This window comes from Bradyrhizobium denitrificans (genome assembly GCF_013179005.1).
GTDB classification, from domain to species: Bacteria; Pseudomonadota; Alphaproteobacteria; order Rhizobiales; family Xanthobacteraceae; genus Bradyrhizobium; species Bradyrhizobium denitrificans.
In genome coordinates this window covers 172,481-195,060 of record NZ_JABFDP010000007.1, presented here as the reverse complement: position 1 = coordinate 195,060, position 22,580 = coordinate 172,481, and the positions used below count along the sequence as shown (strand labels likewise).

Annotated in this window: 21 protein-coding genes; 11 read left to right on the top strand and 10 right to left on the bottom strand. The window is 65.4% G+C overall.

Annotated features, from left to right (window positions below; genetic code table 11):
- Positions 1-30 precede the first annotated feature (30 nt).
- The 5 genes from HL671_RS09620 (at position 31) to HL671_RS09600 (ending at position 4,787) form a co-directional block, all read left to right on the top strand.
- A complete protein-coding gene (locus HL671_RS09620) occupies positions 31-876 on the top strand; it encodes a CmcJ/NvfI family oxidoreductase (RefSeq protein WP_012043403.1) in 846 nt (281 codons plus the stop codon).
- Positions 877-1,039: 163 nt separating this feature from the next.
- Positions 1,040-2,158, top strand: a complete 1,119-nt coding sequence (locus HL671_RS09615; protein WP_041750662.1) for a methionine ABC transporter ATP-binding protein — start codon at positions 1,040-1,042, stop codon at positions 2,156-2,158.
- The gene (locus tag HL671_RS09610; protein ID WP_172236264.1) at positions 2,148-2,813 is read left to right on the top strand and encodes a methionine ABC transporter permease; all 666 of its coding nucleotides are present in this window, start codon (positions 2,148-2,150) and stop codon (positions 2,811-2,813) included. Before HL671_RS09615 ends, HL671_RS09610 begins: the two co-directional genes overlap by 11 nt.
- Before the next feature lie 184 nt (positions 2,814-2,997).
- Complete coding sequence (locus tag HL671_RS09605; protein WP_012043406.1) at positions 2,998-3,780, top strand: class II aldolase/adducin family protein; 783 nt, start codon at positions 2,998-3,000, stop codon at positions 3,778-3,780.
- A gap of 230 nt (positions 3,781-4,010) precedes the next feature.
- The gene (locus HL671_RS09600; RefSeq protein ID WP_012043407.1) at positions 4,011-4,787 is read left to right on the top strand and encodes a MetQ/NlpA family ABC transporter substrate-binding protein; all 777 of its coding nucleotides are present in this window, start codon (positions 4,011-4,013) and stop codon (positions 4,785-4,787) included.
- Here HL671_RS09600 and HL671_RS09595 read toward each other — a convergent pair.
- Positions 4,769-6,193, bottom strand: a complete 1,425-nt coding sequence (locus HL671_RS09595) for an FAD/NAD(P)-binding protein (protein WP_041750663.1) — start codon at positions 6,191-6,193, stop codon at positions 4,769-4,771. The two genes, HL671_RS09600 and HL671_RS09595, sit on opposite strands and share 19 nt — an antisense overlap.
- Positions 6,194-6,637: 444 nt before the next feature.
- Between HL671_RS09595 and HL671_RS09590 the strand changes: the two genes are divergently transcribed.
- From HL671_RS09590 to HL671_RS09575, 4 genes are all read left to right on the top strand, one after another.
- A complete protein-coding gene (locus HL671_RS09590; RefSeq protein ID WP_172236263.1) occupies positions 6,638-8,236 on the top strand; it encodes an FAD-dependent oxidoreductase in 1,599 nt (532 codons plus the stop codon).
- Complete coding sequence (locus tag HL671_RS09585; protein WP_172236262.1) at positions 8,233-8,610, top strand: 4Fe-4S dicluster domain-containing protein; 378 nt, start codon at positions 8,233-8,235, stop codon at positions 8,608-8,610. Before HL671_RS09590 ends, HL671_RS09585 begins: the two co-directional genes overlap by 4 nt.
- Positions 8,607-9,827, top strand: a complete 1,221-nt coding sequence (locus tag HL671_RS09580; RefSeq protein ID WP_168167895.1) for an LLM class flavin-dependent oxidoreductase — start codon at positions 8,607-8,609, stop codon at positions 9,825-9,827. The genes HL671_RS09585 and HL671_RS09580 overlap by 4 nt, the downstream gene beginning before the upstream one ends.
- A gap of 140 nt (positions 9,828-9,967) precedes the next feature.
- Entirely contained in the window at positions 9,968-10,822 is an 855-nt protein-coding gene (locus HL671_RS09575; protein ID WP_172236261.1) for an NADPH-dependent oxidoreductase, read from the top strand.
- A gap of 59 nt (positions 10,823-10,881) precedes the next feature.
- Here the strand turns inward: HL671_RS09575 and HL671_RS09570 are convergent, their stop codons facing one another.
- The 8 genes from HL671_RS09570 to HL671_RS09530 all read right to left on the bottom strand — a co-directional run bounded on the left by HL671_RS09570 (position 10,882) and on the right by HL671_RS09530 (position 19,093).
- Positions 10,882-11,709 (bottom strand): MetQ/NlpA family ABC transporter substrate-binding protein, encoded by an 828-nt coding sequence (locus HL671_RS09570; protein WP_172236260.1) that lies wholly within the window; start codon positions 11,707-11,709, stop codon positions 10,882-10,884.
- Between the two features lie 77 nt (positions 11,710-11,786).
- A complete protein-coding gene (locus HL671_RS09565; protein ID WP_012043414.1) occupies positions 11,787-13,130 on the bottom strand; it encodes an LLM class flavin-dependent oxidoreductase in 1,344 nt (447 codons plus the stop codon).
- A gap of 462 nt (positions 13,131-13,592) precedes the next feature.
- Complete coding sequence (gene epsC / locus HL671_RS09555; RefSeq protein WP_172236258.1) at positions 13,593-14,552, bottom strand: serine O-acetyltransferase EpsC; 960 nt, start codon at positions 14,550-14,552, stop codon at positions 13,593-13,595.
- 28 nt (positions 14,553-14,580) lie between these two features.
- Positions 14,581-15,153 carry a flavin reductase family protein gene (locus HL671_RS09550; protein WP_012043417.1) on the bottom strand — a complete coding sequence of 191 codons (573 nt, stop codon included), beginning with the start codon at positions 15,151-15,153 and terminating at the stop codon, positions 14,581-14,583.
- Positions 15,154-15,215: 62 nt separating this feature from the next.
- Positions 15,216-16,445 (bottom strand): acyl-CoA dehydrogenase family protein, encoded by a 1,230-nt coding sequence (locus HL671_RS09545; RefSeq protein ID WP_172236257.1) that lies wholly within the window; start codon positions 16,443-16,445, stop codon positions 15,216-15,218.
- 36 nt (positions 16,446-16,481) lie between these two features.
- Positions 16,482-17,498 (bottom strand): NrtA/SsuA/CpmA family ABC transporter substrate-binding protein, encoded by a 1,017-nt coding sequence (locus tag HL671_RS09540; RefSeq protein ID WP_172236256.1) that lies wholly within the window; start codon positions 17,496-17,498, stop codon positions 16,482-16,484.
- An 18-nt stretch (positions 17,499-17,516) separates the two neighbouring features.
- Positions 17,517-18,236, bottom strand: coding sequence for an ABC transporter ATP-binding protein (locus HL671_RS09535; protein ID WP_172236255.1), 720 nt, complete (start codon positions 18,234-18,236; stop codon positions 17,517-17,519).
- Complete coding sequence (locus HL671_RS09530) at positions 18,233-19,093, bottom strand: ABC transporter permease subunit (RefSeq protein WP_012043421.1); 861 nt, start codon at positions 19,091-19,093, stop codon at positions 18,233-18,235. Before HL671_RS09530 ends, HL671_RS09535 begins: the two co-directional genes overlap by 4 nt.
- 298 nt (positions 19,094-19,391) lie before the next feature.
- On the opposite strand from HL671_RS09530, the gene HL671_RS09525 reads away from it, so the two are divergent.
- Positions 19,392-20,492 (top strand): LLM class flavin-dependent oxidoreductase, encoded by a 1,101-nt coding sequence (locus tag HL671_RS09525; RefSeq protein WP_012043422.1) that lies wholly within the window; start codon positions 19,392-19,394, stop codon positions 20,490-20,492.
- Between the two features lie 38 nt (positions 20,493-20,530).
- Positions 20,531-21,310 (top strand): MetQ/NlpA family ABC transporter substrate-binding protein, encoded by a 780-nt coding sequence (locus tag HL671_RS09520; protein WP_012043423.1) that lies wholly within the window; start codon positions 20,531-20,533, stop codon positions 21,308-21,310.
- A gap of 59 nt (positions 21,311-21,369) precedes the next feature.
- Here the strand turns inward: HL671_RS09520 and HL671_RS09515 are convergent, their stop codons facing one another.
- On the bottom strand, positions 21,370-22,353 hold the full coding sequence (locus HL671_RS09515; protein WP_172236254.1) for an ABC transporter substrate-binding protein: 984 nt from the start codon (positions 22,351-22,353) through the stop codon (positions 21,370-21,372).
- Positions 22,354-22,580 lie beyond the last annotated feature (227 nt).

Here is a 22,580-nt window from a genome sequence, read left to right as displayed (position 1 = left end):
GCATCAGCATGAAGTTGCCTGGAGACAGCCATGAGCCTGGTCGAGAGAAAGATCGAATCGTTGCCCCTCGTTCTCGCCGAGCTCAATTATCTTGCGCCGACCTCGGCCAAGCCGCGCACCTACGCCTTCGATCCGCCGCCGGGCGAGGCGAAATCGACCGCCGTGCCGGAGCCGCGCCAGGTCGCCGTGTTCAATGGTCGTCCGATTGCGCAGTCGTTCTCCCTCGACCGTGAGGGTTTCGCCCTGGTCCGTCACCCGACCTTCGTGCGCGACTTCACCAATGAGAAGGAGATCCGCAACGTCTATTATCCGGCCGTCGAGGCGTTCCTTCGTGCGACCTTGCGCGCTGATCGGGTCGTGATCTTCGATCACACCATTCGCAAGCGCGTTCCTGGCGCGCCCGATGTCCGCAACAGCGGACCGCGCCAGCCGGCGACGCGTGTGCATGTGGATCAGACCGAGCGATCAGGCGCAGATCGGGTCCGCGAGCATCTCGGCACCGAGGCGGAGGAGCTGCTACGCGGCCGGGTGCAGGTCGTCAACCTTTGGCGGCCGATCATCGGCCCGTTGCGCGACACGCCGCTGGCGATGTGCGATGGCACGACTGTCGCGCGCGATGATCTGGTCGCCTCCGACCTGATCTATCCCAATCGCAACGGCGAGACCTATTCGGTTACCTATAATCCGTCGCATCGCTGGTTCTATTTCCCGGAGATGACGCCCGACGAAGCGCTGCTGCTGAAATGCTATGATTCGGCAACCGACGGGCGCACGCGCTTCGCGCCGCACACCGCTTTTGTCGACCCGACGACTCCGGCTGACGCGCCGCCGCGCGAGAGCATCGAAGTGCGGACTCTCGTGTTCCACCGAGAATGAACACGCGGCGAGGAGGATGACATTTCACCGCCGTCATCCTCCCGAGAAGCTTCATCCAAATTGGGCGCTTTTTCTGAAATAGCCTTGAGCAGGATCGCAGGCGATGTTGACGCCAACGCGTGCGCTGCAACACGCCAAGCCAAGGTCAGCCCAAGGTCACTCCATGAATGCTCACCCATCCATTGCCGAGCCGATCCGGCCGGCGGAGCCCGCGTTGCCCGAAGGTCTCATCGCCGAGCCGATGGTCCGCTTCGAGCGATTGTCCAAGACTTATCCCGCCTATCGCGACAAGCCAGCCGTCGAGGCGCTCAAAGATGTCGATTTTGCGATCGCCCGCGGCGCGATCACCGGCGTGATCGGACGCTCCGGTGCCGGCAAGTCGAGTCTTGTCAGGCTGATCAACGGGCTGGAGAAGCCGACCACGGGCCGCGTCATTGTCGATGGCCGCGACATCTCGGCGCTGCGCGGTCAGCCGCTGCGGCTTGCGCAGCGCTCGATCGGCATGATCTTCCAGCACTTCAACCTGCTGTCCTCGCGCACGGCGGCCGACAACATCGCTCTGCCGCTGGAGGTCGCCGGCTGGTCGAAGGCGGACATCCGGACGCGCGTCGCCGAACTGCTGGAGCTCGTCGACATCGCCGACAAGCACGACCGCTACCCGTCTGAGCTGTCCGGCGGCCAGAAGCAGCGCATCGGCATCGCGCGTGCGCTGGCGACGCGGCCGAACGTCTTGTTGTCGGATGAAGCGACGTCGGCGCTGGACCCGCAGACCACGCGGGCGATCCTTGATCTGCTCGCGAACATCAACCGCGAGCTCGGCGTGACCATCATCCTCATCACCCACGAGATGTCGGTCGTCCGCCAGCTCGCGAAGGAAGTCGTGGTGATCGATGACGGCCGCGTGGTCGAGCGCGGCCATGTCGCCGACATCTTCACCCATCCGAAACATGCGACCACGCAGACATTCCTTGCGGAAGTGCTTGGCGACGCCGTGCCGGTGTCGCTGGCCAGCCGCCTCGTGCAGCAGCCGGCGCCGCTCGGACAGGCGGTCATCCGCGTTCAGGTGCGCGGCTCCCACGCCGGCGATACCCTGGTGGCGCGGCTGGCGCGCGAGCTGTCGGTCGACGTTGCGCTGTTGGCGGCGCGGATCGACGAGATCGGCGGCCAGCCTGTCGGCTCGCTGATCCTGGGCGTTCCCGGCGGCGAAGCGGCGGCCCGGCAGACCCTGGCCTATCTCTCACAGCACCAGTTCGCAGCGGAGCGCCTCGGCTATGTCTCCTGAGCTCATCAATCTGATCATCCAGGCCACTGGCGAAAGCCTGTTCATGGTCTCGACCGCTGCGCTGGTCGCGACCTCGCTCGGGCTGCCGCTCGGCATCTTCCTGGCGACCAGTCGCAAGGGGGAGCTGTTCGCAGCGCCCTCGGTCAATGCGATCCTCGGCGTCGTCGTGAATGCCACGCGCTCGACGCCTTTCATCATCCTCGTCGTCGCCATCATTCCCTTCACGCGTCTCGTGGCCGGTACGTCGATCGGATCGGGCGCGGCGATCGTGCCGTTGACCGTGGCCGCGACGCCGTTCATCGCGCGGCTGGTCGAGGCGGCCATTCGCGAGGTTGATGGCGGTCTGATCGAGACCGCATCCTCGTTCGGCGCGACGCCGCTGCAGATCGTGTTCAAGGTGCTGATTCCGGAAGCACTGCCCGGCCTTGTCCTGGCTCTGACCCTCGCGGTCGTCAGCCTGCTCGGCTATTCGGCGATGGTGGGGGCGGTGGGCGGCGGCGGCCTCGGCGATCTCGGCATTCGCTATGGCTATCAGCGCTTCATGCCGGAGATGATGCTGGCCGTGGTCGTCGTCCTGATCGTGCTGGTGCAAACCGTGCAGACGGTCGGCGATCATCTGGCGCGCCGGCTGAATCGGCGGCTGCGGCATCGCTGAGTCGTGCGGCCCGTTCAGGCGCGGCAGAGATGGTTTGGATCGAGCCTGGCGGAGGAGGGCTTGCCGGTATTGCCGGCGAGCCCTGATCTTTGAAAAGATCGTCTCGCAAGGTTCGTTCTACCATGACGGCAGTGAGCTCGTCCGGCGGCATGGCGCGGGGGCTCGGTGCAAGAGGTGAAACGACATGAATGAGTTCGTCGAACGACCCCGGAAATTTGCGCTCGTCGAGCGTCAGCCGGCAGCGACCTTCGCGGAGGAGCGGCTGCATCGCAAGCAGCGGCTCGCGGCGACCTTCCGCCTGTTCGCCCGCTACGGCTTCGATCAGGGTCTGGCCGGACACGTCACCGTGCGCGATCCGGAATTCCCCGACCGGTTCTGGATCAATCCGTTGTCGACGCATTTCAGCCAGATCAAGGTGTCCGATCTGCAACTCGTCGATCACGACGGGAACATCCTGATCGGCGACAAGCCGATCAACCAGGCCGGCTTCGTCATCCATTCCGCGATTCATGCGGCCCATCCGCAGGTGATTGCCGCTGCCCATACGCATTCGACCTACGGAAAGGCGTTCTCGGCGCTCGGCCGGCTGCTCGACCCTTTGACCCAGGATTCCTGCGCGTTCTACGACGATCACGTGCTGTTCGATCCGTTCACCGGCGTCGTGCTCAACGCCGATGAGGGGAAGAAGATCGCAGCTGCGCTCGGCAGCAGGAAGGCTGCGATCCTGCAGAACCACGGCTTGCTCACGGTCGGCCCGACCATCGAAGCCGCGGCGTGGTGGTACATCGCGATGGACAACGCTGCGCGCACCCAGCTGCTGGCCGAGGCGGCAGGCCCGACCAAACCGATCCCGCACGACATTGCGAAACATACTGCGGGGCAGGTCGGCACTCATAAGGGCGGCTATTTCAGCTTCCAGCCGTTGTGGGACTGGATCACGGCGCAGGAGCCGGACCTGTTCAACTGATCGAATTGCGCAGCCCGCATGCGCACAACGGCATGCGGGCGATCTCGCGGGCCATGATCTCGGTCGGGGGACGAGAACAAACCGGTCATGAAAACCCTTGGTGGGAGAATATCCGGATCGGGCGGCGCGGATCCATAGCGTCTTCGTTGCTTTGTTCGCGGCTGCAATTGAACGCGAATGGCAGCGGCGCTAGTGAGCGGCGGAACTTGTTTGTTTCGTTGGAGACTTGAATGCGCCTTCCTGTCGTTGCCCTGGCTGCCCTCGTGTCGCTGCTCACGCCCGTACGGGCCGAGACCATTCGTGTCGGCGTCACCGCCGGGCCGCATGCTGAGATACTCGACGTGGTGAAGAAGGTCGGCGCCGAGCGCGGGCTCGACATCAAGGTCGTCGAATTTACCGACTACGTCATTCCTAACCAGGCCTTGGCGCTGAAGGACCTCGAAGCCAACTCGTTCCAGCACGAGCCCTATCTGAAAAACCAGATCGCCAAGACCGGCTGGAAGATCGTCAAGGTCGCGACCACGATCGCCTCGCCGCAGGGCGTGTATTCGCAGAAGTACAAGAGCTTGGCCGAGCTGCCCGAGGGCGCCCGCGTCGCGATTGCCAATGATCCCTCGAATGGCGCGCGCGGGCTGATGATCCTGGCATTGCACGGCGTGATCAAGCTGAAGGACCCCAACAACGTCGCAGCCACCGTTGCCGATATCACCGACAATCCGAAGAAGCTCAAATTCGTCGAGCTCGATGCGGCACAGCTGCCACGCGCGCTCGCCGACGTCGATCTCGTCTCGATCAACAACAATTACGCGGTCCAGGCGGGACTCAATCCAGCCAAGGACGCGATCGCGCGCGAGAACGCCGAAGGGCCGTGGGTCAACATCCTCGCGGTCCGCGAGGATGACAAGGACAAGCCCTGGGTCAAGCAGCTGATCGAGGCCTATCAGTCCGAGCCGGTCAAGGCATTCCTGGAGACCCGCTTCAAGGGAACCTATATCGCGACCTGGTGATCGGGAGCGGCGGCGAGTGCCGGCGCCTCGCGCGGCGGCACCTCGATCGGCTGCGCTTGCACCAATCGATTGGCAAGCGCAGCGCACTGACTGCGGATGTCTGGGATGGCGATGATCTCCCAGAAGGCGGCGCGGGTCAGCGGGCCGATTGCGAACAGGCGTTGCGAGGGCGTGCCATCGGCGCCGACGACGGCGCAATCGGCCGTGACCTCGATGCCGATCCGGAGCGGATCACAGCGCGCGAGCCCTTGATCGAACAGGCTGCGCACCGCCGGATTGGCCGTGGCGCGAGGATCCCTGACGATGCCCGTGCAGTCGATCACGGCGCCGACCTCCAGGGTCTCGATCTCGCTGCGGCCGCGGCGGCGATAATGCGCCCGTCCAGCGACGGAGCCGCCATCGATCTTGACGAGCTTGGCTGCGGCAATGCGCAGTTGCCCATCCGCGATCGCTGTTGCGATACGCGCCTCGACCTCCGGTGCCATCCGATGCCGGTGGACGTCCCACCACGCCCGCGCATGCTCCAGAAAGCTGCGCTTCGATGACTGTGGCAATTCGTGCCACAGCCGGTGGCTGAACGGCCTGATCGCATCGATGACGCCGCGCCAGTCGCCTCCGTCAGCGACGTGGGCGGCAATGCGTTGGCGGAACCAGCGCAGCAGCGTGCTGCCGGGAGCGCCGAACGGAATCTCGTCCTCGCTGATCTTGCAGGGCGCGATGCGCCGATGGCCCTTGGCCATGAGCCCGCGGCGCGACATCGCCACGATCGGGCCGCGATGGCCGGCGCGTAGCAGCGACAGCACGTAGTCCGCCATGGTCAGGCCGGTGCCGAGAATCAGCACCGTCGCATCCTGGCTGAAGCCCGGCACGGAAGGGGAGATCCATGGATCAGCGTGCCAGGCCGAGCGCGGAACCGCGGCATCGTGGCCGGTCGCGAGCACGGCGACGTCGCCGAGCTGACGCGTGCCGTCGGCGAGGCTGACGGTGACGCCGCTGGCACCCTCGCTGACAGCGACACATTCGCCGCGAATGATGGTCAGACGGCGCGCGCCATCGTCCTCGGCCAGGAACGGTGCGATGAGGCTCGCAATGTAATCGCCATAGAGGCGGCGTGGTACAAAGCAGAACGGGTCGGGACAGAGCTGCTGTCCGTGCTCATGAGACGACAGCCAGCGCCAGAAATGATCAGGATCCTCAGGCAGCGCGCTCATATTGGCGGCACGCACGTTCAGCAGATGATCGGCATTTCCGGTGTGGTAGGCGAGCCCGCGGCCGACCTCCGGGCGCTTCTCGATCAGGGTAACGCGGACGTTGGAATGGGCCTGCTGCAGCAACTGATAGGCCAGCAGAACGCCGGATGCTCCGCCACCGACGATGATCACGTGTCGTTCCGAAAAACGGCTCATGCAAAGATGCCTTTTCTCTCGCGTGCCGACCATGCGTAGGATTCATAATCTAACACGCAAACCGCCGGCCGGATTCGGAAAGACGAATATTCTATCCGACGCCCTTTTCCTGTCGGCATTGTTCCAGGAAAATCCAGATTGTTGTCGAAACTGTGCCGCAGCAGGCGGTGGCGCGATAGAATTGTTATGCAGGCGAGCTCGTGCCATTAGCGGTTTCGGATGCTTGAGCCGCTCAACTGAAATTTTCTCGATCAACGATTGTCGCGAGAATGGAGGCGCCGAGAATCGCGCAACTCTGAAATTGCCAGCGGCGCTGCGCTGAATGACGATGCGCCGGCCTGCGTCGTTCGCGCACGGCTTCGGAGCTGGAAACATGGTTGGGCTGCGCACGGGGACACAACGGACAGGAACCTCGGGCTGGCCAAAGACCGATCCGGTGGTGTGATGACCGTCTCCGTGCCAGATCGATTGGCGCTCACGGCCGACGTGCTCGTCATCGGCGGCGGCATGGCCGGCGCCTGGGCCGCGGTGTCTGCCGCGCGCTCGGGCGCTCGCGTGATCCTGGTCGACAAGGGCTATTGCGGCACCAGCGGCGTCACGGCGGCAGCCGGGCCCGGTCATTGGTGGGTTCCGCCGGGAGCGCGCGAGCAGGCTGTCAGCCAGCGCGTTGCCGCGGGACTTGGTCTCGGCGAAGCCGCCTGGATGCATGCCATCATCGGGGAGACCTGGCGCTCTTTGCCGACCCTGTCGGGCCACTATGCGTTCGGCATCGACGACGACGGCCGCGCGAACCATCGCGCCGTGCGTGGTCCCGAATATATGCGCGCGCTGCGCGCCTTCGCCTGCGAGCATGGTGTCACCATTCTCGACCATTCGCCGGTGCTGGAACTGCTGGCGCGCAGTGACGGTTCGATTGGTGGCGCCCGTGGCCAGCGCCGGCAGGATGGCGGCCGTCCGTATCAGGTCGCGGCGGGGGCGACCGTGCTCGCGGCTGGCGGCACCAGCTTCCTGTCGCATCTGTTGGGATCGCGGACCAACACCGGTGACGGCTATCTGCTTGCGGCGGAAGCCGGTGCCGAGCTTTCCGGCATGGAGTTCACCGCGGCCTACACGATCGCGCCGGCTCATTCGACCATGACGCGCAGCATGGCGTATTCCTTCGCGACCTACTACGACGGCGACGGGCGCGAGCTCGATCTGCCGTTCGGACCTCAGCAGACGGTCGGGCTCGCGAAAGCGCTGCTCGCCGGTCCGGTGTTTTGCTCGCTCCACCGTCTGCCCGACGACATCAAGGCGCGCCTGCATACGATTTCGCCGAACGTGCCATTGGTGTTCGATCGCTGGGGCATCGACCCTTATCGCGATCGCTTCGAGGTCACGCTGCACAATGACGGCACGATCCGCGGCCTCGGTGGCGTCAAGGTCGACGCCGTCGATGGCCGCACCGCGGTACCAGGGCTGTTCGTGGCCGGCGACAATGCCTCGCGCGAAAAGGTCGCCGGTGCGATCTCCGGCGGCGGCAATGTCAATTCGGCCTGGGCACTGAGTTCAGGCATCCGGGCCGGGCAGGCTGCAGCGCGGCTGGCGCGCGAGATCGGACCGCCCGCTGCTGTGTTGAGGCCGCTCGGACGTGCCGGCCTGCATCCGCACGGTCGTACCAGGGCCATCGATCTCGAGGCGATCAGGGCCGGTGTGCGTGCCGAGATGCATCCGTTCGAGAAGACGCTGTTTCGGCAGGAGGCGACGCTGGCCGCCTCGCAGCGCGCGCTCGACGGACTCTGGCGCGAGATCGTCGATCATGCAGCCGGCGAAACCTTGCGGTCACGCGAAACAGCGGCGTTGGTCGCGAGCGCGCGCTGGGCGGTCGCCACGGCACGCCGCCGCACCGAGAGCAGGGGCCTGCATCGCAGGGTGGATCATCCAGGGCTCGATCCGCAGCTTGCGGTGCGGCTGTTGAGCCGCGGCTTCGATCGGATTGAGGTCACTGCTGATACGGCGCGGGAGCCGCAATCCTCGGCGCGCGAGCTGGAAGCTGCGTCATGATCGAGCTGATTGTCGCCGATCGCTGTACCGATTGCGGCGCCTGCGTCGAGGTGTGCCCGACCAATGTGCTGGAACGGGCGCCATCCGGGCCGCCGCAACTGGCCCGGGTGGAAGATTGCCAGACCTGCTTCATGTGCGAGCTCTATTGCCGTGCCGACGCGATCTACGTCGCGCCCGATTGCGACCGCCGCGTGGCGATCACGCAGGAGACGGCGCTCGCCTCTGGCCGTCTCGGCCAATACCGCCAGCATTCCGGCTGGGATGAATGGGCCGGTCAATTTCCGAACGAGCAATGGCTGATGGAGACCGTGTTTCGTCGCGCCGGCGAAGCGGCTGCGGGCGCAGCCGGCGCAGACGACAAGAGGACAGCATGACGATTATCACGCATCGCCCGGGGGCACTGGTCGATCTCGACGGTTTTCGCGGCCCCGCCGATTGGCCTGAGAGCCCGCTGTCGCGTGCACTGACGCAGCCGCTGCTGCTCGGCCTTTTCCTGCCGATCCAGGCGGGCGGCTGGAGCGCCTCGACCCTGCCGCGCACCACGTCGTGGCATTTCGACTATAACCGCGATCTGGTGCTGACGGCGGAAAACCTCGGCTTCGATCTGGTGTTCGCATTGTCACAATGGCTGCCGAAGGGCGGCTATGGCGGCGTGTTCACCGGCGAGGCGCTCGACTCCTTCATCACCACCTCGGCCCTGACCAGCCTGACCCGGCGCATCATCCTGATCTCGACGATTCATGTGCTGTATGGCCCGTGGCATCCGCTGCATCTTGCGAAATATGGCGCCACGCTCGACCATATCTCCAATGGCCGCTGGGGTATCAACGTCGTGACCGGCCACCGCGCCGCCGAGCATGAGGCGTTCGGCTGGAGCCGGATCGATCATGACCGCCGCTACGAGCTCGCCGCCGAGTTTCTTGAAGTGCTGCAGCGGCTGTGGAGCGACACCGAGAACTACTCGTTCTCCGGCCAGTCGTCGTGGAAGCTCAACAACGCCTTTGTGACGCCGAAGCCGCGCTTCGGCCGGCCGGTGCTCGTCAACGCCACCGGCTCCGACGCCGGCATCGCCTTCGCCGCGCGCTATTCGGATATCGTCTTCATCACCAGCCCGGCGGGCTCCAGTTTCGAGAGCGCCCTTCCGGCGCTGCCGGCGCACACCGCCAGGGTCAAGCAGGCCGCGCGCGACATCGGCCGCGAGGTCCGCACGCTGCTCAATCCGATGGTGATCTGCCGCGAGACCGAACGAGAAACCTGGGCCTATCATGACGCGATCGTGGCCCATGCCGATCCGGTCGGCGACTTCCACAAGCTCGACAGCGACGCGCATGCCTGGCGCGGCCGCGTCGGCGTCGACGCGCCGAAGCGCCGGGCGATCGGCGGCAATATCGAGGTGATCGGCACGCCGGAGCAGGTGGTCGAGCAGTTCGTGCAGCTCAAGAAAGCCGGCGTCGACGGCCTGCAGCTGTCGTTCTACGACTTCAAGCCGGACCTCGACTTCTTTGGCCGCCGCGTGCTGCCCCTGATGGAGCAGGCAGGATTGCGTAAACCGGTGATTGAGACGGCCGCTGCGGCCCAGGCCGCGGAGTAGTGGGGCGCGTCGACAATGGACGTATGATCTTGCAGGGGATTGTCGTCGCCTGCCCGGTGGGCTTTGCTGCGGATCGACGCGCCAGCTCATTCGCGCATCGGCTGGTACAATGATGTACGGACCGACATGAGGACGAGGGAATGACGATCATCGAGACGAGAAAGCCAACGGCGGCCGAAGACGAGATCTCGGCGGCGCTGCGCAAGCGATATGGCGCGCATATTCCAGAGCTCGCCTCCGGTGCCGACGACATTCTCGGTCACCTGCTGGCGCACCGCTCGATCCGCAGCTATCGGCCGGATCCGGTGCCGCCGCACACCGTCGAGACCTTGGTGGCCGCGGCCCAGTCGGCCGCATCGTCCTCGAATCTGCAGACCTGGAGCGTCGTGGCGGTGGAGGATCAGGGGCGCAAGCAGCGCCTGTCGGAGTTCGCCGGCGGTCAGAAGCATATCCGCGAGGCGCCGCTGTTCCTGGTCTGGCTCGCCGATCTGTCGCGGGCGGAGCGTCTGGCCAAGCGCGAAGGACGCCCCGACGATGGCATCCATTTCCTGGAGACGCTGTTCGTCGCGATCATCGACGCGGCCCTCGCAGCCCAGAATGCCGTGGTGGTGCTCGAGGCGCTCGGCCTTGGCTCGGTCTATATCGGCGCGATCCGAAACCGCCCGCAGGCGGTGGCCGAGGAGCTCGGCCTGCCGCCGAACGTGCTCGCCGTGTTCGGCCTCTGTGTCGGTTATGCCGATCAGGCGGCCGGCGAGGACGTCAAGCCACGGCTGCGCCAGAGCATGGTTCTGCATCGCGAGCGCTATGCGCCGACGGACGAGATCCACGGCATCGCCGCCTATGACGAGACGCTGCGCGACTTCCAGACCAGCCAGGGCGTGGCGCCGGTCGGCTGGCGGGAAACGGTGCTGAACCGGCTCGGCTCGGCGAAGGCGCTCAACGGCCGCGACAGGCTGACCGAGGCGCTGCGCGCGCTCGGCTTCGGATTGAAGTAGCGATCAGCAGATACTGATAGCAGCGGCGGCCCATGATGATCACGGGCCGCCGGCACCGATCACTTCATGTAGTCGGGCAGCGTGAAGCCGTCATAGAAGCGATCGGCGAGGATGGCGGCCTTGAAGCCCGGCGACTTGTAGGCGGCGACGATGTCCTTGGCCCATGCGGTCTCGGCATTGTCACGCTTGACGGCGACGACGTTGATATAGGGCGCCGTCATCTTTTCCAGCGCGAAGGCGTTGGTCAGCTTCAGGCCGCTGAAGATCGCGAAATTGCCTTGGATGGCGGCGAAGTCGACGTCGTCGAGCGCACGCGGCGCCTGCGCGGCCTCGAGCGGGATGATCTTGATACCACCGGGGTTCTTGACGACATCGAGCTCGGTGACGTCGATCGGCTTGGAATCGCGGATCTCGACCAGACCGAGATCGCGCAGGATCCACAACGCCCGCTGCAGGTTGACAGGATCGTTCGGCACCGCGACCTTGGCGCCAGCGCCGATCTTGGTGCCCAGCGGGTGCTTCTTGGAATAGATCCCCATCGGTGGGGTCGGCACGTGGACGATGCCGACCAGGTCGGTCTTCTGCCGCTCATTGTAGGAGTTCAGGAACACCGTGTGCTGCATGACGTTCGCATCGATCTCGCTCTTGAACACGGCGTTGTTGGCTTCGAGGCCGGTCGAGAACTCGACATAGCGGATCTGATAGCCCTTCTTCGCAAGCTCGGGCGCGACGCCGATCTTGAACTCGTCGATATAGGGGCCGGGGACGAAGCCGACTTTCAGGTCCTTCTTCTCGGCCGACTGCGCCTGCGCGTTGTCACCGGCGGCGATCGACAGGACGGAGACAGCCAGCAGGCCGAGGAAACGCAATCTCGTCAAACAATGCATGGGACTTCCAGATCTTGAACAAATGAAAGGCGGCGCTGACGCCATGCAAGGCATCCGCGCCGCCCGGGTTGAGGATCTCAGGCGATCGCCTGGACCTGATGGCTGTAGAGGCTGGCCGGCCGCTCCAGGCCGTAGTGCTCGCGCAGGGTCTTGCCGGAATACTCCTCGCGGAACAGGCCGCGCTTGCGCAGGATCGGCACGACGTGCTCGGCAAACAGATCGAAGCCGCCGGGCAGCCAGGGCGGCATCACGTTGAAGCCGTCGGCGGCACCGTTCTCGAACCAGGTCTGGATGTTGTCGGCGATCTTCTCTGGCGGGCCGGCGATCACCCAATGGCCGCGGGCGCCGGCGAGGCGCTGGATGAGCTGCCGGATCGTCGGCTTCTCGCGGTCGACGATGTCGACCACGAGCTTGAAACGGCTGGCGACGCCACGCGCGCCGTCGGTTTCGATCAGATGGCGCGGGAACGGACCATCGAGATCGAAGCCCGAGAGATCGAGCCCCAACATCTGGCGCAGCTGTACCAGCGAGTACTCCGGCTGGATCAGGTCGTTGAACTCCTCCTGCAGCCGATCGGCCTCGGCCTGGGTCGAGCCGATGAACGGGCTGATGCCGGGCAGGATCTTGACGTGATCGGGATTGCGGTCGAGCGCCCGCGCCTGGCGCTTGATATCGGCATAGAACTCCTGGGCGCTGGCCAGCGTCTGGTGCGCGGTGAAGATCGCCTCCGCAAAGCGCGCTGCAAAGGCGCGGCCGTCCTCGGACGAGCCGGCCTGGACATAGACCGGCCGGCCCTGCGGCGAGCGCGGTACGTTGAGCGGCCCGCGCACGCGAAAATGCTTGCCGACGTGGTTGAGCGGATGGACCTTGTCGGTATCGGCAAAGATGCCGGACGCCGGATCATTGACGACGGCGTCGTCCTCCCAGCTGTCCCACAGCGCGGTGACGACGTCGAGGAACTCCTTGGCGCGCTCGTAACGCTCGTGATGATCAGGATGCTCGGGCAGGCCGAAATTCTGCGCCGCCTGCGGCGCGCTGGTGGTGACGATGTTCCAGCCGGCGCGGCCGCCGCTGAGATGATCGAGCGAGGCGTATAGCCGCGCCAGATTGTAGGGCTCGTGATAGGTGGTCGAGGCCGTCCCGATCAGGCCGATGCGGCTGGTGGCTGCGGCGATGGCCGAGAGCCAGGTGATCGGCTCGAAGCGGAAGCGCTGCGCATAGCGCACATTATCGGCCAATGCCGGACCGTCGGCGAAGAAGATCGCGTCGAACGTATAGTGCTCGGCCGTGCGCGCCAGCTGCTGGTAATAGCTGATATCGAGCGCCCGGCTCGCTGCCGAGCCCTTGTAGCGCCACGCTGCCTCGTGATGGCCGCCGGGATAGATGAAGAGGTTGAGGTTCAGTTGGCGACGCTGGCTCATGGGGCGCTCTTGTCTTGGCTCGCTGATGTCGGATGTGGAGCGGTGATCGACTGACTGACGCTGGCTAATGCGGATCGCGGGCGAATGCATCGCTCAGGTGGTGAACCCATCGCAGGCGACGGACGATAGGGCGGGCAAGCCGGCTGATGCCGGCGCGGGAGGCGAGACCTCGTTCATGGTGCTCCAGGCGCAGCCTGCCTGCGTGGTCGTGGATGTCACGGAGCTGGCCATCGGGAGTGGAAGGCCCTGGCGTATCCTGCTGCAGGCTGATCACGGCGAGAGGGTCAAACATCGTGCAATCCGTTGAAACGCGGCTGCCATCGCAACGACGAACGCCGGCTACGCTGGATGAAAATCTAGCGGCTCTGTCCCGATGCTGTCGATGAAATGGATTTGCATTGTTGACCACGGCGCGAGCATGATCACCTCGTCCTCATCAGGAACCAAGGAGCGGCGTTTCGATCATGACTTCTGCAGCGCAGGCCCGCCGACCTTGTTGCGCAGCGAGGCCTGGGTGACGACGCTGTTCGCGGGCACGTCATGCGTGAGCCAGACATTGCCGCCGATCGTCGATCCCCGTCCGATCGTGATGCGGCCCAGGATCGTGGCGCCGGCATAGATCACGACATCGTCCTCGACGATCGGATGGCGGGCGTCGCCCTTGATCAGCGTCCCGTCCTCCTCGGTCGGGAAATGGCGCGCGCCGAGCGTGACGGCCTGATAGATCCGGACGTGGTCGCCGATGATGGCGGTCTCGCCGATCACCACGCCGGTGCCGTGATCGATGAAGAAGCCGGAGCCGATCTGCGCGCCCGGATGAATGTCGATGCCGGTGCGGGCATGCGCGATCTCGGCGATCAGCCGCGAAACGAGGCGGGTGCCGAGGCCATAGAGAAGATGGGCGAGCCGATGATGGATGATCGCGGTCATGCCGGGATAGCCGATCAGGATCTCCGGGAAGCTCTTGGCGGCGGGATCGCCGACGAAGGCGGCGCGCAGGTCGCTGATCAGGATACCGCGCAGGGCCGGCAACTCGGCCGCGAAGCGGCGGGTCAACTCCACGGCCTCGGGCGGCCGGAAGCCCGGGATCAGCTCATCGCCGACGAACAAGGCTGCGCGGTGGATCTGGTCGGACAGCAGGTCGAGCGCGACGCTGAGCCGATGGCCGACGAAATAGTCGATGTTCTCGCCATCGAGATCATATTGGCCATAGTGGCGCGGGAACAGGGCCTCGGTCAGCGCCGAGACGACCTGCGCCAGCTTTTCGCGCGACGGCGGCCGGTGGATGACGCCGTCCTTGCGGATGCTGTGCGTCTCCTCCCGCGACACGCGCAGCTCCGCAACCAGCCGATCGAGGCCCCAGCGTTCGCCTGCCGAGGTGGCGTTGTCCAGACCCGATCCCGTAATGGGGCGAGAGCTCATGCCGTTGTCTCCGTGAGCATGCGCGTCATCACCGGACATGGGTCAAGGGCACGCTGACCTCGGCGAGCAGGTCGAGATCCGCGTTGCGGTCGACCTCGACATACTGGTCGTTCCAATACAGCAGGCTCGACAATTTGGGCGCAAGCTCGACGCTGTCGGGCCGGCCGACGATGATCGCATGCGCGTAGCGCTCGATGATCTCGTCCACCTCGCACGCGATCGCAGCTTGGGCGTGCTGCAGCAGCGGGACGCCGGCCGGACCGCGCGACCAGTCGATGCCCTCGAACTTCTGCTGTCCCGACAGATGCGGCGTGCTGAAGCGATCAGCGAGCGCGAGCTGATCCGAGCTGAGGATGTTGATGCCGAACCAGCCGTCGCGCGCGATCAGCGGGTACGCTGACGATCGATTGCCGAGACTGATCATGAGCCGCGGCGGCTCTGATGACAGCGAGATGAGAGAGGCGATGGTCACCCCGGTGATCTCCTCGCCGCGGCCCGCGGTCACAACGCTGACGCCGGCTGCGACACGGCGCAGGGCCGAGTGGAAGTGCTGGGGATCGAACGCGGTCTCAGATACGAGATGAAGGTCACGCTTGCTCATCCGTCGCCTCCTTCGGGCACGAGCCGTTTGGGTCGTGTCCCTCGTCGCGGCAGCGCCGTCGGTCAGAAGAAGCCCTTGGCCGGAAGCGGTGTGCCGTTGATCAGGAATTGTCCGATCGCCCGTTCCTTGTAGGTGACCGGATTGTGCGATGACAGCGTCCGCGCGTTGCGCCAATGCCGATCGAAATTGGTGGCCTTCTTGGTCGACGAGGCGCCGCCGACATCGAAGATCAGGCCGCCATTGCGGATGGCGGCATCGTCGGCGACGATCTTGGCCTGTGCCGAGAGCAAGGCGGCGCGGTGCGCGAACTCCTCGGCATCGGCTCGCCCGGCATCGAATGCGTCCGTCGCCGCGTCGAGCGCTTCGGCCGCGACCAGGACGACCGTCTCGGCGGCATGCGCGGCGCTCGCGATCTGGCCGATCGTCTGCTGCAGCAGCGGGTCGTCGGTCGGCTTCTCGTGCGGAGCATAATAGAATGTGCGCTTGCGCGAGCGGACCAGTGCGATGGCGTCGCGCAAAGCGGCGCGGCTGATGCCGGCGACGGCCGCCGTCAGGAACAGCTGCGCGAACGTGTTGGAGTAGGGCACGCCGTAGCCGATGTCCGGAGCGTCGAACACGATCTCCTGCCGCTTGACTCTGACATTGCGGAAGTGGGTGGTGCCGGTCGCCGTCAGGCGCTGCCCCATGCCGTCCCAATCGTCGATCAGCTCGATGCCGTCGCGATCGAGGGGGATGATGGTGGCGCCCGGACGACCATCCGGATCGGCAGCGCGCACCAGCACGAGATCGGAATAAAGCGTCCCGGTGCTGTAGTATTTCGTGCCGTTGAGGAGGTAATCGTCGCCATCCGGCGTGAAGGTCGTGTTTGGCGTGATGTTACCGACCTGTGGGCTGTCCAGTTCGGTCGTGGCAAGCCCGATGATCGCGCCGCCGGCGACCGCTTTCTGCCATTCGCGCGCCTGATCATCGCGTGGATTGCGCACCAGCCGCTCGACCACACTGAAGTGGTTGCGCAGGATGTGCGCCACATTGGCATCCGCTTCGGCGAGCCGGATCACGATCGCGAACAGATCGCGGATCGAGCTGCCTCCGCCGCCCGCGGCGACGGGCAGCCGCAGTGCGCCGAGCCGCGCCTGCTTGATCAGCGCAATCTGCTGGTGCGGCAGGATGCGCTCGCGCTCGCGTTCCGGCTCGCCGTCGGCGATCGCGGCCAGCAACGCATCGAGCGCGCCTGGTGCAGGAGGAAGCGGGGTCTCGGCGCTGAGCGTCTTGGTCGAAAGCGGCTTGTTCATGATGGTCTCGATGATGCCAGGAGGAGCGGATCGGCTTCAGCGCTGCGGCGCCGGATCCTCGATCCGGGCGAGATGGTCGGCGACCTTGACCGGCTCGGGCAGCACCTTGCGCTCGGCCAGCCAGTCCGCCGCCTTCTGCAGATCGGCGACGAACTGCTTGTCGTTGACGGAGAAATAGCGGTACTGCCGGTTCATCGCGATGAACTGATCGCGCACCTGGTCGCTGTATTTGCCCGCCTTCTGCGCGATGTATTCCGCCTCCTTGCTGTTTTCCGAGATCCATTTGCCTTCGGCGCGGAAGGCGTCGTTGACCGCGCGGACCAGCGCCGGATTTTCGGCAGCGAACTTACGGGTCGTCAGATACGAGGTGTAGTCGATCTGGAATTCGAGGTCGCGGCCTTCCAGGAAGATGTCGTGCGCCTTGTAGTCGAGCCGGGCGATATCGACGCCGGGACTCCACATCGACCAGGCGTCGACCTTGCCGGAGGCGAGCGCCGGCGCCGCGTCCGGCGGATTGAGATAGACGAACTTGACCTTGGAGCGATCGACCTTGTGCTTCTCGAGCGCGGCGACGAGCAGGAATTCGCCGAGGCCCGAGCGATTGACGGCGACCGATTTGCCGACCAGGTCCTCGACCTTGTTGATGCCGGAATCGTCGCGCGCGATGATCGCCGTGGTGCGCGGCTCGTAGACGACGAATTGCGTGAACACCAGCGGGGAGCCGGCGATGATCGCCGCCAGCGCCGGAGTCGTGGAGCCGCCGAACGAGAAATCGGCGGTTCCGCCGGTCACGGCCTGCAAGGTCGGCGCGTGGTTCGGGAACGGCCCGAGCCATTCGACCTTGATGCCGTCCTGGGCGAGCAGCTTCTCGAACGCGCCGCGCTCCTTGGCAATCAGGTTGAGACCCGACAATCCCCATGTGAGGCGCACCGTGTCGGTGACGCGCCCTGGCGCCGCCCAGGCGTCGTCGGTCAAGGTCAGTCCGGCGAGCGCGCCGATCCCGAAGGCGGCGGTGCCGAGGAACTGGCGGCGGGAGAAGTCATCCGAAGACATGGTCGATCCTTCCAACAATCAGGCGGGAGCGTGTGCGGCGAGCACACCGAGTTCGGCCAGCAGGTCGCCGCGTGCGACCAGGCCATCGCGATGAGCGCGGTGCGCGAAGGCGATCCGCCCGCCCCGCATCACCAGGATGCGGTCGGCGAGCGCAATCGCCTCGTCGACGTCATGCGTGACGAGCAGGACACCGGGCCGGTGCGTGGCGACGAGCTCGCGCACCAGCGCGTGCATGCGAATGCGAGTCAGCGCATCGAGCGCGGCGAAAGGTTCGTCGAGCAGCAACAGCTGCGGCTGCTGCACCAGCGCGCGAGCAAGGGCGACGCGCTGCGCCTGGCCGCCGGACAGGTTGCGCGGCCAGTCGTCGAGCCGGTCGCCCAATCCGACCTCCGCCAGCGCGGCGGCTGCGCGCGCACGTGCGTCCGGACCGTCGAGACCGAGCGCAACGTTGCGCCATAGACTGTCCCAGGGCAGCAGGCGGTGCTCCTGGAACACCACCGCCGGTCGTTTGGGGACGATGATCCGGCCGCCCTGGATCGGGTCGAGACCGGCGAGCGCGCGCAGCAGTGTTGTCTTGCCGCATCCGCTCTCGCCCAGCAGCGCCACGAACTCGCCGCGTTCGATACGAAGGTCGAGACCCTGGATCACGGTCCGGTCGCCATAGGCGCGGCGGAGGCCGTTGACGATCACGGCTGGATCGGCCGGACGCTGCGCCGCTGCAGCCTCATGGACGCTCATCGCCCGGCTCCGTAGTTCGGATGCCAGGCGAGCAGCCGTCGCTCCAGCCAACGCGCGATCAGGTCAGCGAGCACGCCGATCAGCGCGTAGATGACGATCGTCAGCACGATCACGTCCGTGCGCAGGAATTCGCGGGCGTCCATCGCGAGGAAGCCGAGGCCCGATTGCGCGCCGATGGTCTCGGCGACGACCAGCGCGAGCCAGGCGGTCGCCAGCGCATAGCGCACACCTGTGAGAATCGAGGGCAGGGCGCCGGGCAGAATGATGCGCCGGATCAATGCGAGCGGCGACAGGCCCTGTACGCGCGCGAGCTCGATCAGCTTCGGATCGACCTGCCGGATGCCGAGTGTCGTGTTGATGTAGATCGGAAAGGTGACGCCGAGCGCAACGAGGAAGACCTTCTCGGCCTCGCCGACGCCAAGCCACACGATCACCAGCGGCAGCACGGCCAGGAAGGGGATCGCGCGGATCATCTGAATGCTGCGATCGATGAGGGCTTCTGCGAGGCGGGAGAAACCTACGAGCAGGCCGAGGACGAAGCCGATGGCGCCGCCGATCGCAAAGCCTGCAGTCGCCCGCAACAGGCTGACGCCGAGATCATTGAGCAAGGTCCCCTGCGTCGTCAGCTTGTAGGCCGTGCGCAGGATCTTGCTCGGAGCCGGCAGCACCTGCGGCGACAGGTAGCCGCCTTGGGCCAGCGCTTCCCAGATCACGACCAGAAGCGCCGGCGCCAGCCATGACAAGGCCTGCAGCGTCGCCGGGCCGATCGCATGACGCCGATCCGCTCCGTTGAGATGCCCGTCGGTGGTCGCCTGGGCCAGTTCGATCGGTCCTGCGGTCTGGTCGATATTGCTCAAGGTCGTGCAGTCCTCGCGATGTCAGGTGCGTCCGCGTCATGTGCGTCGGCACGCGTGGGCTTTGACGCACCGGGCTCTTCAAGCCAGGCCGGCGCCGCCGCTTGATGCCGCCAAACTTTCCCACGAAACATCGCGGACCGGAATAGAGCGGTATTCCAATTGTCGTCGCGGTTGGAGGTTTTCGGTTTCCGCCGTGAGCCAAAAGCGGCAAGAACTTCTTTTCTGAATTTGTTAGTAGGAGAGCCGGAGATCGTGCCGCGCCGCGGGGACGATCCGGACGCGTTCGCGAGGTTCGATCATGGTTCATCCGCTTCGTTTCGGCATCTGGGCGTCGGTGCATGGCCCGCGCGCGGCCCATCAGGATCCGGAGGAGCCCTATGATGCGTCGTGGGAGCGCAATCGCGCTCTCGTGTTGAAGGCGGAGGAGCTCGGCTACGATGCCACGCTGGTGGCCCAGCACACGATCAATCCGCATCAGGAGGATCTCGATCAGCTGGAGGCCTGGAGCGCGGCCGCGGCGCTCGCCGCGCTCACCAGCCGCATCGAAATCATCACTGCCATCAAGCCATACCTCTTCCATCCCGTGGTGCTCGCCAAGATGGCGCTCGGCATCGAAAACATCAGCAGAGGTCGGTTCGCGATCAACCTCGTCAATGCCTGGAACAGGCCGGAGCTGGCGCGCGCCGGGATCGGCTTTGCCGAGCACGATGAGCGCTATGCCTATGGCCGGGAATGGATCACCGTGGTGTCGCGGCTGCTGCAGGGCGAGCGCCTGACTTACAAAGGCAAATATTTCGATGTGCAGGACTACGCGCTGCGGCCGAAGGATCTCTATCGTGCGCGGCCGCGCATCTATGTCGGCGGCGAATCGGAGCCGGCGCGGGCGCTGGTGGCCGATCATGGCGATGTCTGGTTCATCAACGGCCAGCCGCTCGCCGATGTCGCCGCGCTGATCAACAATGTCGCCTCCCGGCCGAGAGGCGCGGCCGTGCCGCTTCGCTTCGGCTTGTCGGCGTTCGTGATCGCGCGGTCGACCGCGGCGGAGGCCGATGCGGCGCATGAACGACTGCTGCGGCTTGCGGAGAAGGACGCGCCGATGAAGGCGATCCAGAAGCAGAACACCGACCCCAAGGTCGTCATGATGCAGACCATGCAGAAGAGCGCGCGGGTGGGCAGCAATGGCGGCACGGCCGCCGGGCTTGTCGGCAGCTATGACGAGGTGGCCGATCGCATCATCGACTTTCATGCCGCCGGCATCGAACTGTTCATGCTGCAATTTCAGCCCTTCGAGGCCGAGATGACGCGGTTCGCCGAAGAGATCATCCCGCGGATACGGCAGCGCCAGGCCGAGCGCGGCGTTGAGAGGTCCCACCGTCAGGCGGCCGGCCGCGTCGGCTGATCGACGCGGAGACAGAATCGATCATTGGGAGATTTCAGATGTTGCGACGTTCTTTGCTGCTGGTTTCGGCGGCGCTTGCCTGGTCGAGCGCGGCCATGGCGGACACGATCAAGATCGGTGTCACTCCGGGGCCTCATGCGCAGATCCTCGAGGCGGTGAAGCCGATTGCCGCGGCCAAGGGGCTGGAGATCCAGCTCGTCGAGTTCTCGGACTATGTGGTGCCGAATGCCGCGCTCGACGCCGGCGAGATCCAGGCCAACTCGTTTCAGAACCAGCCGTATCTGGACAACCAGAAGGCCGATCGCGGTTACAGGATCGAGGCGGTCGCCCTGACCGTCAATTTCCCGATCGGAGTCTACTCGAAGAGGCACAAGAGCTGGGCCGACATTCCTGATGGCGGCAAGGTCTCGATTCCGAACGATCCGACCAATGGTGGCCGGGTGCTGCTGCTGTTGCGCGACAAGGGCGTGATCAAGCTGAAGGACGGTGTCGGCTTCAAGCCGACCGTGCTCGACATCACCGAGAATCCCAAGAAGCTGAAATTCGTCGAGGTCGATGCGGCGCAGGCGCCGCGGGCGCTGGACGACGTCGATGCTGCCGCGATCAACACCAACTACGCGACCCAGGCGGGTCTCGATCCGGTGAAGGATCCGATCCTGCGCGAGGACCCCAAGGGGCCCTACGTCAACCTGATCGCAGTGCGGGCCGCCGACAAGGACAAGCCCTGGGTGAAGACGCTTGTCGACAGCTACAGGACGCCGGAAGTCAAGGAGTTCGTCCTGAGCAAGTTCAAGGGTGCTGTGCTGCCCAGCTGGTAGGGTCTGGCGTTCACGAACGGCCGAACGGGGCTTGCCTCGTTCGGCCTGGTTGCGCGAGCTCAGTTCGATCCGGCCGGCACCGTGAAGCTGCGATCGACGGCTTTGCTGACGTCGAGCGTCCTGCTCAGGATGCCGTAGCGCGTGGCGCGGTCCGAGGCTGCCTGCACCTCCGTCACGACGACGTCATCGATGACGATCGGGGTGGTGCGCTGCGCCTGATAGGCCGCCAGCAGGACGTCCTCCGGCAGTTTCGTCAGCTCGGCCGTGCTTCTCGCATAGTCGGCGACATGGTCGAGGGACCACAGGCGCGCCTGGTTCAGCCGGTTGACGAAATCCTGGAGCGCGGCGCGCTTGGTGGCGATGGCGGTGTCCGAGGCGACGATGAAGGTGATGGTCGGCGTCAGGCCCTCGCCATGCGAGACCACCCGCGCACCGTCCTTCAGCGTCGCGTAGGAGATGTACGGCTCCCACACCGCCCAGGCATCGACGGAGCCAGCCAGTAGCGCGACCTTCGCATCGACCGGACCGAGCGGGGCGAAGGTGGCCTCGTCGAGCTTGTAGCCGGCCTTCTCCAGCGTCGCATCGATCAGGAACTGTCCCCAGCCGCCGCGCGTGCCGGCCAGTCTCTTGCCCTTCAGATCGACCGCGGATTTGATCGGCGAATCCTTGCGCACCAGGATCGCCTGCGTCTTCGCATCGGAGCGCGTGCCGCCGATGGCCTTGATCGGCGCGCCGCCGGCATAGACCGTCAGGAACGACAGGTCGCCAGTGTAGCCGACGTCGAGCGAGCCGGCATTGATGGCTTCGAGGATGGGCGCGGCTGCGGGGAACTCGGCCCACTCGATCTTGTTGGGGAGGTCGCGCGCGAGACCGGAAATCTCGAGCAGCGAGCGGTTGCCGCCTTTCTGGTCGCCGACACGCAGCACGATCGAGTCGCCTGCCGCAGCGAATGCCGTTCCGGCGAGCAGCAGCGCTGTGCCGAGCGTGGCGGCCACCAGCCCTCGCCGATCGATTGAACCGTGTCTCTTCGAAGCCGCCGTCATTCCGTCGTATCCTGAGTGTCGTTGCTGAAAGCTGAACTGTAAGACGGTCCGGCAGAGCGTCAATGAAATGGCCGACTGATTTGCAGCCGTGCCCGGCAACGATCGTGTCGTTAACGCATCAGTCCATAGGACGTTGTCGCACCGTTATTCGCAGCCGGACGAATCCGCAGTCCGTCTTGCGACCGTCGCGCATGATCGGGACAACTACGAAAGAAACGGATTTCATC